At 56.0% G+C, this 13,884-nt stretch carries 11 protein-coding genes; 6 read left to right on the top strand and 5 right to left on the bottom strand.

The window, feature by feature from the left end; genetic code table 11:
* Window positions 1-19: 19 nt before the first annotated feature.
* The 5 genes from AC2FLU_RS19085 to mtnA all read left to right on the top strand — a co-directional run bounded on the left by AC2FLU_RS19085 (window position 20) and on the right by mtnA (window position 5,015).
* Window positions 20-949, top strand: coding sequence for an AEC family transporter (locus tag AC2FLU_RS19085; protein WP_496809407.1), 930 nt, complete (start codon window positions 20-22; stop codon window positions 947-949).
* Between the two features lie 102 nt (window positions 950-1,051).
* Complete coding sequence (gene fghA / locus AC2FLU_RS19080) at window positions 1,052-1,885, top strand: S-formylglutathione hydrolase (RefSeq protein WP_496809406.1); 834 nt, start codon at window positions 1,052-1,054, stop codon at window positions 1,883-1,885.
* A gap of 3 nt (window positions 1,886-1,888) precedes the next feature.
* The gene (gene sthA, locus AC2FLU_RS19075) at window positions 1,889-3,346 is read left to right on the top strand and encodes a Si-specific NAD(P)(+) transhydrogenase (protein WP_480623176.1); all 1,458 of its coding nucleotides are present in this window, start codon (window positions 1,889-1,891) and stop codon (window positions 3,344-3,346) included.
* Window positions 3,343-3,798 (top strand): YaiI/YqxD family protein, encoded by a 456-nt coding sequence (locus AC2FLU_RS19070; RefSeq protein ID WP_496809405.1) that lies wholly within the window; start codon window positions 3,343-3,345, stop codon window positions 3,796-3,798. Before sthA ends, AC2FLU_RS19070 begins: the two co-directional genes overlap by 4 nt.
* A 122-nt stretch (window positions 3,799-3,920) precedes the next feature.
* Entirely contained in the window at window positions 3,921-5,015 is a 1,095-nt protein-coding gene (gene mtnA / locus AC2FLU_RS19065; RefSeq protein WP_480605723.1) for an S-methyl-5-thioribose-1-phosphate isomerase, read from the top strand.
* A 62-nt stretch (window positions 5,016-5,077) separates the two neighbouring features.
* On the opposite strand, the gene AC2FLU_RS19060 is transcribed toward mtnA, so the two are convergent.
* Window positions 5,078-6,313, bottom strand: coding sequence for an MFS transporter (locus AC2FLU_RS19060; protein WP_496809404.1), 1,236 nt, complete (start codon window positions 6,311-6,313; stop codon window positions 5,078-5,080).
* A 149-nt stretch (window positions 6,314-6,462) separates the two neighbouring features.
* Between AC2FLU_RS19060 and zapE the strand changes: the two genes are divergently transcribed.
* Window positions 6,463-7,521: a cell division protein ZapE gene (gene zapE / locus AC2FLU_RS19055; protein ID WP_480519910.1), complete on the top strand. Its 1,059-nt coding sequence runs from the start codon at window positions 6,463-6,465 to the stop codon at window positions 7,519-7,521.
* A gap of 61 nt (window positions 7,522-7,582) precedes the next feature.
* Here zapE and AC2FLU_RS19050 read toward each other — a convergent pair whose 3' ends face one another.
* The 4 genes from AC2FLU_RS19050 to AC2FLU_RS19035 are packed head-to-tail and all read right to left on the bottom strand — an operon-like array spanning window position 7,583 to window position 13,831.
* Window positions 7,583-8,857, bottom strand: coding sequence for a bifunctional folylpolyglutamate synthase/dihydrofolate synthase (locus AC2FLU_RS19050; RefSeq protein WP_480519908.1), 1,275 nt, complete (start codon window positions 8,855-8,857; stop codon window positions 7,583-7,585).
* Window positions 8,854-9,786: an acetyl-CoA carboxylase, carboxyltransferase subunit beta gene (gene accD, locus AC2FLU_RS19045; protein WP_496812079.1), complete on the bottom strand. Its 933-nt coding sequence runs from the start codon at window positions 9,784-9,786 to the stop codon at window positions 8,854-8,856. The genes AC2FLU_RS19050 and accD overlap by 4 nt, the downstream gene beginning before the upstream one ends.
* A gap of 60 nt (window positions 9,787-9,846) precedes the next feature.
* A complete protein-coding gene (locus AC2FLU_RS19040) occupies window positions 9,847-10,731 on the bottom strand; it encodes a CPBP family intramembrane glutamic endopeptidase (RefSeq protein ID WP_496716461.1) in 885 nt (294 codons plus the stop codon).
* Window positions 10,724-13,831, bottom strand: coding sequence for an ABC transporter transmembrane domain-containing protein (locus tag AC2FLU_RS19035; RefSeq protein WP_480519904.1), 3,108 nt, complete (start codon window positions 13,829-13,831; stop codon window positions 10,724-10,726). Before AC2FLU_RS19035 ends, AC2FLU_RS19040 begins: the two co-directional genes overlap by 8 nt.
* Between the last annotated feature and the right edge of the window lie 53 nt (window positions 13,832-13,884).

Here is a 13,884-nt window from a genome sequence, read left to right as displayed (position 1 = left end):
CCGTGTTAGGACTTGGCCCATGGCCGATATCTTTTTGCGTACACTTCCCTTTTTTGCGATCATCGGCCTTGGCTTTTGGGCTGGGCGCACACGGTTCTTTACGGCCGAAGCAACCGCATATCTGACCAAGTTCGTATTCTTCTTCGCACTATCGGCAATGCTTTTTCGATTTGCGGCGACCCTGCCCTTTGCAGAGATTTTTAACGCAAGACTGATCTTCGGTTACCTCATAGGCACCGCCGCTGTTTATGGCATAGCCACTTGCGTAGCGTGGATTCGCAGCCTTGATGTGCCGACTTCGGCGGTTGAAGCACAGTGCGCTGCCATTGGAAACGTTGGCTTTCTTGGCCTGCCAATGCTCGCGGTGCTGTTCACCGAAGCAGCTATTGGCCCGGTCATGCTGGTTCTGACCGTAGATCTGGTTGTATTCTCGTCTCTGATCGTGATCCTGATCAACGGTGGGCGTGACGGAAGGCTGACGCCAGCCACTTTCAAACTGATTGGAATGGGTCTGCTCAAGAACCCGATGATTGTCTCGATCTCTGCCGGGCTCGTCTGGTCATCCCTGCAAATCCCGGTTCCCGATCCGCTGAACAGCTTTCTGACCATTCTCGGTGGTGCCGCTACCCCCGGAGCGCTTTTTGCAATCGGCGCGTCCCTGGCTGGCAAATCCGCAGAAAGAATTCAGATCGCAGCCTGGTTGAGTTTCTGCAAGCTGGTGCTCCACCCGCTTTTCGTGGCAATCGCCCTGATCTGGCTGATCCCGGTCGAAACATTCCCGGCAAGCATTGCAATTGCGGCGTCCGCTCTGCCCGTAGCAGGAAATGTCTATATGTTGGCCGCGCATTACGGCATTGCCCCACAGCGTGCCTCGGCTGCTATTTTGCTGTCGACGCTCGTCAGCATTGTAACAATACCGCTTGTTATTGCGACTCTAGGAACTCCCTGACCTTCACCTTTTTAAAAATACACACACCAAAGGCACTCGGACTTTACGCCGGGTCCGTGGATCGTTAGCCATGTTGCGACTCTAGAATAAGGACGATGCCTGATGGAAACCCTTTCGGAAAATGCCTGTTTCGGCGGAGTGCAAGGCGTGTATCGCCATGCTTCGTCGGCATGCCAATGCGACATGACGTTTGGCCTTTTTCTTCCGACCGAGGCGAAAGATGGCCCGGTTCCGATTCTGTGGTATCTGTCTGGTCTGACCTGCACTCATGAAAACGCGATGACAAAAGCCGGCGCACAGGCGTGGGCTGCGGAACAGGGCATTGCAGTGGTGTTTCCCGACACTTCGCCACGCGGTGAAGGTGTTGCGGATCACGACGACTACGATTTGGGTCAGGGCGCTGGGTTCTACGTGAACGCCACGCAGGCGCCTTGGGCACCGCATTTCCGGATGTGGGATTACATTGCCGACGAATTGCCCGCCTTGCTGTTCGAAAACTTTGCCATCGACAGCGAACGTCAGGCCATAACCGGTCATTCCATGGGCGGGCATGGTGCATTGACACTGGCCATGAACCTTCCGGGACGGTACCGCTCGGTTTCGGCCTTTGCGCCCATCTCGAACCCAACGGGTGCAGACTGGGGGCGCAAACAGCTTGGCGCGTATCTGGGGGATGATAAATCCCTTTGGGCCAAACACGATGCTTCCCTGTTAATGAAGGAAACCGGTTTCGACGGTCCCGTCCTGATCGATACGGGCACCAATGATCAGTTCATGGACCTGCTGCGCCCCGAAACGCTTACCCAAGCCATCGCTGAGCGTCGCCAGCAAGCAACCTTCCGCCTCCAGTCGGGGTATGACCATTCGTACTTCTTCGTATCTACCTTCATGGAAGACCACATCGTTTTTCACGCCGAAGCGCTGTACGGAGACTGAGGTATGAGCAAATACGACTATGATCTGGTCATCATCGGATCCGGGCCTTCGGGGCGTTCCGCTGCCATTCAGGCTGGCAAGCTCAAGCGACGGGTTCTGGTGATCGACCGCAAAGACCGTTTTGGTGGGGTATCCGTTCACACCGGAACAATCCCATCCAAGACATTGCGTGAAACGGTTCTGAATCTGTCGGGCTGGCGCGAGCGCAGCTTTTATGGCCGTTCCTATCGGGTCAAAGACCAGATCCGCGCCGAGGATCTGAAAGCCCGCCTGCACATGACCCTTGATCACGAGGTCGACGTGCTGGAACATCAATTCAACCGGAACCATGTCGATACGCTGAACGGTCTGGCAAGGTTCATTGGACCGCACGAAGTGGAAGTCGCCACTGATGCTGGCGAGACTACCCGAATAACAGCGGCCAAGTTTCTGATTGCTACGGGAACCAAAACTTATCGCCCCGATTATGTTCCGTTCAACGGCAAGACAGTGGTTGATGGCGACGAATTTCTGGAAATGGCAGAAATCCCGCGTTCACTGGTTGTTATCGGTGCCGGGGTCATTGGGGTCGAATACGCCACGATGTTCTCGGCGCTGGACGTTCGGGTGACGCTGATCGAGCCGCGGGATACGTTTCTGGACTTCATCGACTGCCGCTTGATCCATGATTTCACCCATCAAATCCGCGAAAACGGTGTTGATCTGCGGTTGGGATCGGCTGTCGAAAAGATTGAAGATGCGGGCGAGCACGTCGAAGTGACCCTAGAAAACGGGCGCCACGTGCGGGCGGAGATGCTGCTTTTTGCAGCCGGGCGCATGGGCGCAACATCGAAACTCAATCTGGATTCTGTCGGACTGGAAACCGATCACCGCAACCGGATCAAGGTAGACCGCAAGACATATCAGACCGCTGTTCCGCATATCTATGCGACCGGTGATGTGATCGGCCACCCTTCGCTGGCTTCTACTTCACTGCAGCAAGGGCGCGTGGCTGCCTGCCATGCGCTTGAGACACCTACACTGCCGGAAAGCCCATGGTACCCCTATGGCATCTACTCTGTTCCCGAAATTTCCACCTGCGGCATGTCCGAGGAAGAACTTCAGGAGCGCAGCATACCCTATGAGGTCGGCGTTGCCCGATTCCGCGAGACCTCACGCGGGCATATCATGGGTTTGGAACACGGCATGCTGAAGATGCTGTTTTCGCTGAAGACCCGCCGTGTCTTGGGCGTGCAGATTGTGGGCGAAGGTGCGACCGAACTGATCCACATTGCTCAGGCGGTGCTGAACCTGAAGGGCACTGTCGATTACTTCGTTCAAAACACGTTCAACTATCCAACTCTGGCCGAGGCTTACAAGATCGCCGGGCTGGATGCTTTCAACCGGATGCCGATCCCGGAGGAATTCAAGGTGCGGAAGAAACCTGCAGAACCGGAGAAAAAAGAGGCCAAAAAGGCGTGACAACGCTCTATGTCGATGGCGATGCCTGCCCTGTAAAGGCCGAGGCCGAACGGGTTGCTACGCGACACAAGGTGCCTATGGCACTGGTGTCGAATGGCGGTCTTCGACCGTCAGCAAACCCGCTTGTACAGGTCATCGTGGTCTCGGAAGGTGCTGATGAAGCGGACAAATGGATTGCAGAACGCTGTGGCGCAGGGGATGTAGTTGTTACCTCCGATATCCCTCTGGCCGCGAAATGCGTCGCAGCGGGTGCCCAAGTTTTGCGCCCGAACGGCCAAGCTTTTACGGCAGCGAACATAGGCCAGCAATTGGCAATGCGTGATTTGATGGCTGACCTGCGGGCCGCCAATCCGCTGGGGGCCGGAGGCGGCGGCCGACCATTCAGCAAAGCAGATCGTTCAAGGTTTCTGGATGCGTTAGAGCGGGAACTTCGCGCAGCGACCCGAGGATAAGTGCAATCATCGGCAAGCTAAAATGCGAGCCTGCAACCAGAAACGCCCGTTTACAAGCCCGCTGAAAGAACGCAGGCTGCGAAAGACTTCTGATCAGGCTATTCGCAAACGGAGACCGAATTATGAAAGTACAGGGTGCTCATTACCGGTCAATTTGGTGGGACAAATCGGCAGGTGAGGTTCGGATTATCGATCAGCGATGGCTGCCCCATGACTTTCGGGTGGTTACCCTGAAAACGCTGGATGAATTTGCGACAGCGATCCGCGACATGTGGGTCAGGGGTGCGCCACTGATTGGTGCAACAGCCGCGTTTGGAATTGCCGAACAGATGTCCCGTGACAGCTCTGACGCTTCGTTCGACGCCGCATATGACGTATTGCACGCGACCCGGCCAACGGCTATCAACCTGCGATGGGCTTTAGACAGATGCCGCGACGCGCTGATGCCACTTGCCCCAAGTGATCGCGCTGAACGGGCCTGGGCACTGGCACAGGAAGTTGCAGACGAAGATGTCGAGATCAATGCATCGATAGGTCGCCATGGGCTGCAACTAATCAAAGATATTGCAGCCCGAAAGCCTGCAGGTGAACCGGTGCGGCTATTGACGCATTGCAACGCCGGATGGCTGGCAACGGTGGATTGGGGAACGGCGACAAGCCCAATGTATCATGCGCATGACGCGGGCATTCCGCTTCATGTCTGGGTGGATGAGACCCGACCGCGTAATCAGGGGGCGCTGACATCCTGGGAGCTTGGTGAACACAGCATTCCCCATCGTTACATCGTGGACAATGCAGGCGGTCACCTGATGCAACACGGTTTGGTTGACGCGGTCATCACCGGTACAGACCGGACCACGGCACAAGGCGATGTCTGCAATAAAATCGGTACCTACCTGAAAGCCTTGGCGGCGCGGGACAACGGGGTTCCGTTTTACGTCGCCCTGCCCTCACCTACGATTGACTGGACGGTTCGGGATGGAGTGTCGGAAATACCGATCGAAGAACGCGATACGAAAGAAGTGACCCATGTCATGGGTGTGGTTGGACAAGGGGGTATTGCCGACGTTCGCGTCACCCCGAACGGGACGGAAGGTGGCAATCCTGCCTTTGATGTCACACCAAACCGGCTGGTGACGGGGCTTATTACCGAGCGTGGCGTCTGTGCCGCCTCTGCCGAAGGCCTTGCCGGTTTGTTTCCGGACCGAGCCGGCTAGATTTACACCCCACGCGGCATGACCGCTGGCACGCTCACATAGTTCGAGAGCGAAACGTCACCTCAGGCAGGGACTGCCAGACGGTTCTCTCGGATCGGTAGATGAACGATGGCGCTGAAAGCCCCTATTGCCACACCGATCCACCAGACAAGGGCATAGTCACCATATTGGTCATACATACGTCCCCCCAGCCAGACGCCCAGGAAACTGCCAACCTGATGGCTGAAGAAGATTATGCCATAGAGTGTTCCCATGTAACGCAGACCATAGAGGTGCGCGACAAGACCCGACGTAAGCGGAACGGTGGCCAGCCAAAGTGACCCCATCACCAGCGAGAATGTAATAACGGACAACGGCGTTATCGGGAAAATGATGAACAACGCCGCAGCAAGCGTCCGACCGGCATAGACCGAGGCCAGCAGATATTTCTTGGGAAAATGATTGCCAGCCCAGCCCGCCAAAAGGGTCCCGGCGATATTGGCCAAACCAATCAGTGAAATCGATACCGCGCCAAGTGCGGACGTGGATGTGATGCCGATGGAATGCAGCACGCTGCCGGGTTGGATCGGGCCGCACATTTCGGTCACGAATGCGGGGAAGTGAGCCGTGATAAATCCCAGCTGGTAACCGCAGCTGAAAAATCCAATAAATATCAAAGCGTAAGAGGGGTCTCGGAACGCCTTGCCCAGAATTTCGCCCATGCTTTCTTGCAACGCTGCCTTTGAACCTAGCTGAGGCGCCCGCATGAAGGGCAAGGTCAATACAAGCGCTAGAATCGCAGCCGCAAACACGACGAAGACCTGTTGCCAGGGCAGGAATGACAGCAACCACTCAGCTGCCGGCGCGCCCAAAACCTGTCCGAAACTGCCCGCCGCTGTAACGACGGCCAGCGACATGGACCGATTTTCATCAGAGGACGCACGACCGACCACAGCCAAAACCACGCCGAACCCGGTTCCGGCAATGCCAAACCCCACCAGCCACGCATAAACCTGATGCCCAAGCGGTGTGACGGACCAGGCCGACAGAACCAGACCGGCAGCATAGGTCAAGGCACCGAGGACAATGGCCTTTCGGTCTCCTACTTTCTCAGCGATAGCTGCAAAGATCGGTTGACCGATGCCCCAAGCCAGATTCTGGATGGCGATCGCCAATGAGAAATCCGTGCGCAGCCAGCCAAATTCGCTGGCAATCGGAATCTGAAACACGCCGAAAGACGCGCGCACGGCAAAACTGACCGTTATGATGATGCATCCAACGATCAGGATCGGGTTCAACATGCGGGTGGATTGCGGCATAGCGACCTCGGGTAGTTTGGTCCGACGGACCGTACTGCATTTACGGATCGCGTCAATTCAACAGATTTGCGGTCACGAATAAGCAATTTTGATACGTCAGGGAAATGGCATCTTTTCAACGCGCTGGGTCACGGGTAAGGCTCTGGGTCATGACGGATCTGATTTCGCTTTACGAAGCCCGCGTTGCGGATGGAACTCTGACGCGCGACGACGCTCAAGAAGCCGTTTTGCCCCAGTTTGATCGCATCCGCGCGGCACTGGCCGAGCCGGTAAAACGAGGGTTTTTCCGCAAGGCTCCGCCAACGCCCAAAGGCCTGTACCTATGGGGCGGCGTCGGACGTGGTAAATCGATGCTGATGGACATGTTCGTCGACACGCTGGGTGAAGTCCCCGCACGGCGCGTTCACTTTCATGCCTTCATGCAGGAAATCCATGCCGGAATGCACAAGGCCCGAAAAGAGAACGTCGAAGATGCTCTGGCACCTGTGGCGAGAGAGGTTGTGAAATCCGTCCGCCTGCTGGCCTTCGACGAGATGCAGATCACTGACATTACGGATGCGATGATCGTTGGCCGCTTGTTTGACCTGCTGCACGAGGGTGGCGTTGTTGTTGTGACCACGTCGAACAGGCATCCGGACGAGCTGTATAAGGATGGGTTGAACCGGCAATTATTCTTGCCTTTTATTGCCCATATCAAAGACCAGTTGCAGGTATGGGAACTGGTATCGCCCACGGATTACCGTCAGAACAGACTAGAGGGTGCTCCGGTCTATTTTACACCCATCGGGCCCGAAGCGCGGCAGAAAATACGGGATGTCTGGAAAGATCTTGCAGGCGGTCCTGCCGATCCGTTGATATTGCAGGTCAAAGGCCGCGCTGTCGAACTGCCCGCATTTCGCAATGGTGTTGCACGGGCTTCGTTCTATGACCTGTGCGGCCGGATGCTGGGACCGGCAGACTATCTGGCTATCGCAGAAGCAATTAAAGTGCTGGTGCTTGAGGACATCCCCCGTCTGTCGAGAAATAACTTCAACGAAGCCAAGCGCTTTGTCATCCTGATTGATGCGCTCTACGAGGCAAAAGTTCGGTTGATCTGCTCGGCTGCGGCAGAGCCCGAGATGTTGTATGTCGAAGGTGAAGGCACCTTTGAGTTTGAGCGTACTGCGTCGCGCCTGCGGGAAATGCAGGACCAGAACTGGGGGAAGTAGGGGGCTCTGCCCCCGTCGCGCTGCGCACGCCTCCCCCGGAGTATTTGCGAAAAGATGAAGCTTAACCGTTTTCTCGCAGGATGTTTCCGGCAAGATAAAGGGAGCCGCAGATCAGGACACGCGCCTGTGGGTCTTGATCCGTGATTGCCTTCAACGCATCCGAAACGCTTGCAGCGACCGAAGAGGGCAAGCCAACTTTGGCGGCGGCGGCGGCGGTTTCATCGGCGCTGAGCGTGGCCGCCTCGCCCGGTATGGAGACGGCAGTCAGACTTGCAACCTGTCTGGACAGTGGCGCGAGATACCCAGTCACGTCTTTCGTGTTGAGCATACCGCAGATTAAATGCGTGGGACGTTGCGGCATTTTCGCCAGCACATCGGCCAGCGCGATACCTGCGGCCGCGTTATGCCCTCCATCCAGCCACAGTTCGACCTGAGGGGCTTGCTCGGTCAGCGGGCCAGTTTTGAGACGTTGCATACGCGCAGGCCAATCGGCATTGGATACGGCAGCCTCGTAGGCCGCGTCACCCATTGAAAGATGACGCAGAACCGCTAAGGCGGCACCGGCATTCTGGAACTGATGTGCACCCAGCAGGTTGGGTAGCGGCAGATCACGCAGCCCGGTTTCGTCCTGATAGATCAAGCGCCCGTTTTCTTCATGAACGTGCCAATGCTGGCCATGTACAAGCAGCGGTGCGCCCAACCGGGCGGCTGTGTACTCGATCACCTCCAGCGCCTCGTCTTCTTGCGGGCCGACGATGCATGGCACACCAGGTTTGATAATGCCCGCCTTTTCGGCGGCAATCTTTCCCAGGGTGTCGCCCAGATACTGTTCATGATCGATTGAAACCGGCGTAATGACTGTCACCGCCGGTTCATCAATCACATTTGTCGCGTCAAGCCGTCCGCCCAGACCGACCTCGAGCAGAGTGTAATCTGCTTTGCAGCGAGAGAAGGCCAGCAAGGCGGCGCAGGTTGTGATCTCGAAATACGTGATGTTCTCGCCGCCATTCGCCGCGTAGCACTCATCCAGAACCGCGGTCAGGCCGGGTTCCGAAATCAGTTCGCCCGCCAACCGGATACGTTCGTGAAATCGCGCTAGATGGGGCGAAGTGTAGGCATGAACGGAACGCCCTGCCCCTTCCAAGCCCGCCCGGATCATGGCCTGGGTCGAGCCTTTACCGTTGGTTCCGGCAATATGGATAACTGGAGGCAGCTTGAGCTGCGGGTTGTCCAAAGCGGCCAGCAATCGCCAGACGCGGTCCAAGGTCAAATCAATGATCTTGGGGTGCAGCGCCATCATCCGGTCGAGGATGGCGTCAGATGTCTTGGTGTTCATTTTTTTCCGGTCTCTTCGGCCTGCGCGACCTTGGCCGTTTCATCCGGGATCGGTGCTGGCAGATCACCTTTGATCGCCGGCGGTTGGTTCATCAGCATCCGGGTGATGGTGATCAGTTCGTCGCGCATCTCGGTACGTTTGGTGACACGGTCCAGCATCCCGTGATCCAGCAGGTACTCGGCCCGCTGGAAGCCGTCGGGCAACTTTTCGCGAATCGTCTGCTCGATAACTCGGGGACCGGCAAAGCAGATCAACGCGTTCGGTTCAGAGATGTGGACATCGCCCAACATCGCATATGACGCCGTCACACCACCGGTGGTGGGATGGGTCAGCACAACGATATAGGGCAAATTCGCTTCTTTCAGCATTTCGACGGCTACGGTTGTGCGCGGCATTTGCATCAGGCTGAGTATGCCTTCCTGCATCCGCGCACCACCAGCTGCCGAGAACAGGATCAGTGGGCGCTTTAGCTTAACCGCTTCTTGAGCGGCCGCGATGATCGCGTTGCCCACATACATGCCCATTGATCCGCCCATGAAGGAAAAATCCTGCGCTGCTGCAACGATAGGCGTGCGCCCGATTTCTCCTTTGACAACCAGCATCGCCTCTTTTTCGCCGGTCTTTTTCTGCGCCGCTCGCATACGCTCGGGATATTTCTTCTGGTCGCGGAAATGCAAGGGATCGTCTTTGGGGGCTGGCACTGCAACCTCAGTGAAAATACCGCCGTCGAACAGGTGATTGAATCGCTCGCGTGGGGTAATCGCCATGTGATGGTCACATTGGGTACAGACGTTCTGATTTTCCGCAAGTTCACGATGAAACAGCATCGTTCCGCACTCGTCACATTTATGCCAGAGGTTTTCGGGCACTTCGCGGCGAGAGAAGATCGAGTTGATCCGGGGGCGGACGTAGTTTGTGATCCAGTTCATGTCGGAACCTTGGCTTGTGCGGTGTTGACGTCAAATAAGACGCCACGGGAAGAAATGCAATCAACGCCTGAGCGCAAGCCGCGCTGCCAGCCAGCATACGAACATCACAGCCAAATCCACCATCAGCCAGGGACGAAGCCGTTCGGCGTCAGATGCATCGAACGGAAGCGAGAAAAGCGCCAGCCCACTCAAGTTATCTGGCAAAGAAATGAACAATAATGCGATGATGTTATTGAAGAAATGCAAGGCGATAGCTGGCCCCAATGTGCCTGATCGCGCTGTGAGATCGGATGCAAACAACCCAAATATTAATGCCCAAAGCACAAACAGAATTGCATTTTCTCCTGCCAGTTCCGGTGTGTAGTGGCCGGCGGCAAACAAAACAGACGGAACCCCCATCCAAATGACGGGCGATTGAAACCTGGCTGCAAGAGCTTGCTGAATGTACCCTCGAAACAGAACTTCTTCGGCGCTGGTCTGAATCAGGACAACCAATACCGAGACCGGAAGCAACAAGAGCCAAGTTGAAAATGGCAGATTCTTTGACAGAGATTCCCCCAAGCCGTAGGGCGGCAGCAAGACACCGACGGCGCCCAAGATAAGCAGGGCTTTCAGCACTTTCAGAAATTGGGCCGCAACCAGACCCCGTTGGCCAAAAATTGATCGCAAAGATCGGTGCTGAAGCTGACGCGCGGCCACTGCCACGCCAAGAATGATGAACCCGAAACTGGCCAGCATCAGAAGCAGCGCCAAAGGTGTGTTGCCTTGCAAAAGTTCCTGACCCCACTTCGCTGGGCCCAACCCCGTGATCACGGTAAAAAACACCAGGTTCAAAACGCTGACCAGCGCGGCGATCAATGCCAGCCCAAGCAAAAGACGCCAGAGTTCGGGTCTGGCGCGGGCTGTTTCGACCAAACGCGCATGAGCCGAATACGCTCTAGGCATTCTTACCAATACCTTCCTGCGCCGTTTCATCTGTCACGGGCGGAAACATGTCTTCGGCGTTCTGGGCCACGCTGATCCTGTTCGAGAGCGTCGTCAGATACCCTGCAACCGTCTGCAGCAACTGCATAGCGACCGAAGCATCGCTTTCAACAACGGCACGCAGCTCTTCTGCGCCGATACGCAAGAAGCTGCTATCTTCCGTCGCGACCAGATCCAGCTGCCGTGGTTCCCCTGTAATGATGGACAGGTCGCCGATGAGCCGTCCGGGTTCTATGATCGAGATTGTCCGTTTCGTTCCATCCTCGTTGGACCAATCCAGTTTGGCCTGTCCTGAAATGCACAAATAGGCCGCATCCGGCGCCTGACCGCGGGAAAAGATGACTTGTCCGGCGCTGGCCTCGTACCATTGCGCCGAAAACGCCAGCAGCCGCTGGTTTCTGCCATCCAAGCCAGAAAACAGCTGCGTTGCTGACAGGATCTCGAGTTTCCGGCTCAGATCGTCCGAAGTGCTGTCCTCATGCGCTGGCCTGCTCCGCGAGACGCCGTCGATCCGTCCATCCTTTATTTCTACAAACAAGTCATAGGCTTCGGGGTGCGCAAAATGATCCTCCATGAAAATCATGATGGAATCGGGCAGCAACTCCCGCAGTTTCAGGCGCGTGCGCAACCGGCTTTCCGAGTCGTGGCTGGCCAACGCCTTGTCCAGGATCAGAATGTCGGGGCGTTTGATGCCTGCGCGCGAAAAAGCGGCACGCTCCTGAAACACGGTTGGAAGGTTGTTGCCGCCCAGCCCGGACGGAAGGTCATAAATAATGGCCGCTGCTCGACGGCGCAGACCGGCTTCGTTCATGGCCTCTGCAACGATGTCTTCGATATCTTCGGCATGGGCACCTGCCATCAAAGATATCCGGCCATAGATCGCGTTTTCCATCACGGTCAGGCGCGGCACATAGATGTCAGGCGCCACAGACATGAACAAACCGTCCATTGCACCACGCAACCGTTCAGCCTGGGTCTTGCGGATAGCAAGGATTTTTTCCTTGTATTCCTCTGGGAAATCAGGACCGATCTGTTCTGCGGTCAGAAGGAAAGGCACTGTCAGTAGCAAGGCGCGCTCCTGATCGCTCAGCGCAGCATTCCCTTTGGCTTTGCGCCGGTCCTGGATGTCAAGCAGCCGATGATACATGTCCTTGGACATGCCAAGCCGCAGAAACAGGGGATGGTCAGCCCCATCCCGCCCAAATGTCTTGCCAAGAGTATCCATGACGGCATTCGATATGCTGATCGCGTCATCTGCAAGATCATGGGTGCTGAGCAATTGTACAAACCGCGCGTCGCCAGCCAGAATGTCTGGAGAGATGTCGCGCGACGGTGCCGCGAACAACAGGTTTCCCCCAAGCGGGACAGCCGGGTTGAACTGGTTGGGATCGAACCGATAAACATACCGATCCAGTCCTTTTGCCTTCAACCGTTCAGCGATGGAGTCTCTCAGCCTGACTATTTCCTGTGCCAGTATCGGGTGTATCTCTGGATCAAACTGGGTGCGCAGAGTGCGCCGGAACATGAACTCGTCAATCCCCATGGCTTCCACCAGTTGGAACCACCAATCACGTATTCCATCAATATCGTCCAGACCGGCCAGTCCCGGATCGATCCACTCATCTTCCAGCGAGTCTGGTGGGTTACCGGCCCGAACAGACTCGATCTGACGACGGGACGGGGTTCTTATGGCATCTGCCTCGTGCTGTGGATGGGTGCGCAATGACATCATGAGGTTATCGCCCAAAGTCCCGTCAAACAGATACGGGCGTGAATAGGCATAACCGATCCGGGCCGCGATAACTGATTGGTGCAATTCGTCCAGCCTGTGGCCAGCTATGATCACATCGCCCTGAACAGGCAGAACCTCGCGGGTCAGCAACTGGCCCAATGCACTGCGTTCCGACGCATGGGTGGATTGAATCGCCACACGCGCGCCACGTGGGATAGTCAGATCAATATCCTCTAGAATGGTTTTGCCATCGCCATCGCGTACGGTCACATTGCGCAATTCGATATCACCGGTCAGATGCGGAATGGTTTCCGGCTCACCGATGAACAGCTCTTCGGGAATCATGTTGTCCGGGGCAAATCTTTCAGTAACCACTTCCCATCGCAGGGACATATCCTGTACCTGGTTGTAGTAGGTCAGAAGGTCTTTCCAGGGCCCGCTAAGGTCTTTGTACGCGCCCAACGCGGCAACCAATGCACCTACTGTCACCTCGCCCGTGATCGCCAGGTATCCGCCCACCGAATAAAACAAAAAAGGCGTCATCTGAGTGATCAGATTGTTCAGGAACTTCATAAAGAATTTCTTTTTGTAGATCTTGAACCGGATCTCGAACAAGGTTCCCAGCCTATGGCTGAACTGTGCCAGACGATACCGCCAGCCGCCATTCGTGCGCAGGTCGCTGATGCCCGCCGCGCTTTCCCCGATTTCCGAGCTCAGGCGCCGAACCTCCTGAATACGGTCCTTGTTCAGCAAATTGATCTGGCGTTGCAACTTGGGGATCAACCAGGCCTGAAGCGGGATCAGCGCGATGCTTGCCAGACCAAACCAGAGGCTTTGCATGAACAGAAAGGTGACGATTGTCATCATTTGGCCGAACTGAAACACCGGTTGCGCAATCGCATCCCCCATCAAGCCGCCCATCGGCTCGGCCTCGGATGTGATCATCGAGACCAGCTCTCCTTGGCTGGTGGTCGCGAAATAGGACTTTGGGAACCGCATCGAGCGTTGAATCAGGGTATAGCGAAGACGGCGCAGCATACGTTCGGACAAGATGCCTTTCATCGTATTGATGCGCATCTTCATCAAACCACTGGCGATCACAGTGGCCAGAAATAGAAAGCACAGTATCATCAGATACTGAACTTGAGACACTGTGATGCCCCAGACTGTCACCGTGTCGCCCGGCGCACCAATAGCGTCATTGATGATTTGTTTAGGCAGCTCCAGCGATGCATATAGAAAAGGGAAGGACAGGACCGTTAGCAGCAACAGGACAAGTTGCTGTTTTTTCGAATACTTCCAAATAAAAGAAAATAATGTGGGCTCCATAGCCTGGCCTTATCGATAGCTGAACTGATGTTTGGCTGTTCTGGGGTAACCCA

It is taken from the genome of Ruegeria sp. SAZD013 (genome assembly GCF_059612525.1).
The sequence above is the reverse complement of the archived record's forward strand: the minus strand, read 5'-3'. Positions and strand labels throughout refer to the sequence as shown.

Excerpts from the sequence above, each read along its gene's own strand:
- AC2FLU_RS19085 (WP_496809407.1), top strand. The coding sequence starts at position 20 with ATGGCCGATATCTTTTTGCGTACACTTCCCTTTTTTGCGATCATCGGC.
- fghA (WP_496809406.1), top strand. The coding sequence starts at position 1,052 with ATGGAAACCCTTTCGGAAAATGCCTGTTTCGGCGGAGTGCAAGGCGTG.
- sthA (WP_480623176.1), top strand. The coding sequence starts at position 1,889 with ATGAGCAAATACGACTATGATCTGGTCATCATCGGATCCGGGCCTTCG.
- mtnA (WP_480605723.1), top strand. The coding sequence starts at position 3,921 with ATGAAAGTACAGGGTGCTCATTACCGGTCAATTTGGTGGGACAAATCG.
- AC2FLU_RS19060 (WP_496809404.1), bottom strand. The coding sequence starts at position 6,313 with ATGCCGCAATCCACCCGCATGTTGAACCCGATCCTGATCGTTGGATGC.
- zapE (WP_480519910.1), top strand. The coding sequence starts at position 6,463 with ATGACGGATCTGATTTCGCTTTACGAAGCCCGCGTTGCGGATGGAACT.
- AC2FLU_RS19050 (WP_480519908.1), bottom strand. The coding sequence starts at position 8,857 with ATGAACACCAAGACATCTGACGCCATCCTCGACCGGATGATGGCGCTG.
- accD (WP_496812079.1), bottom strand. The coding sequence starts at position 9,786 with ATGAACTGGATCACAAACTACGTCCGCCCCCGGATCAACTCGATCTTC.
- AC2FLU_RS19040 (WP_496716461.1), bottom strand. The coding sequence starts at position 10,731 with ATGCCTAGAGCGTATTCGGCTCATGCGCGTTTGGTCGAAACAGCCCGC.
- AC2FLU_RS19035 (WP_480519904.1), bottom strand. The coding sequence starts at position 13,831 with ATGGAGCCCACATTATTTTCTTTTATTTGGAAGTATTCGAAAAAACAG.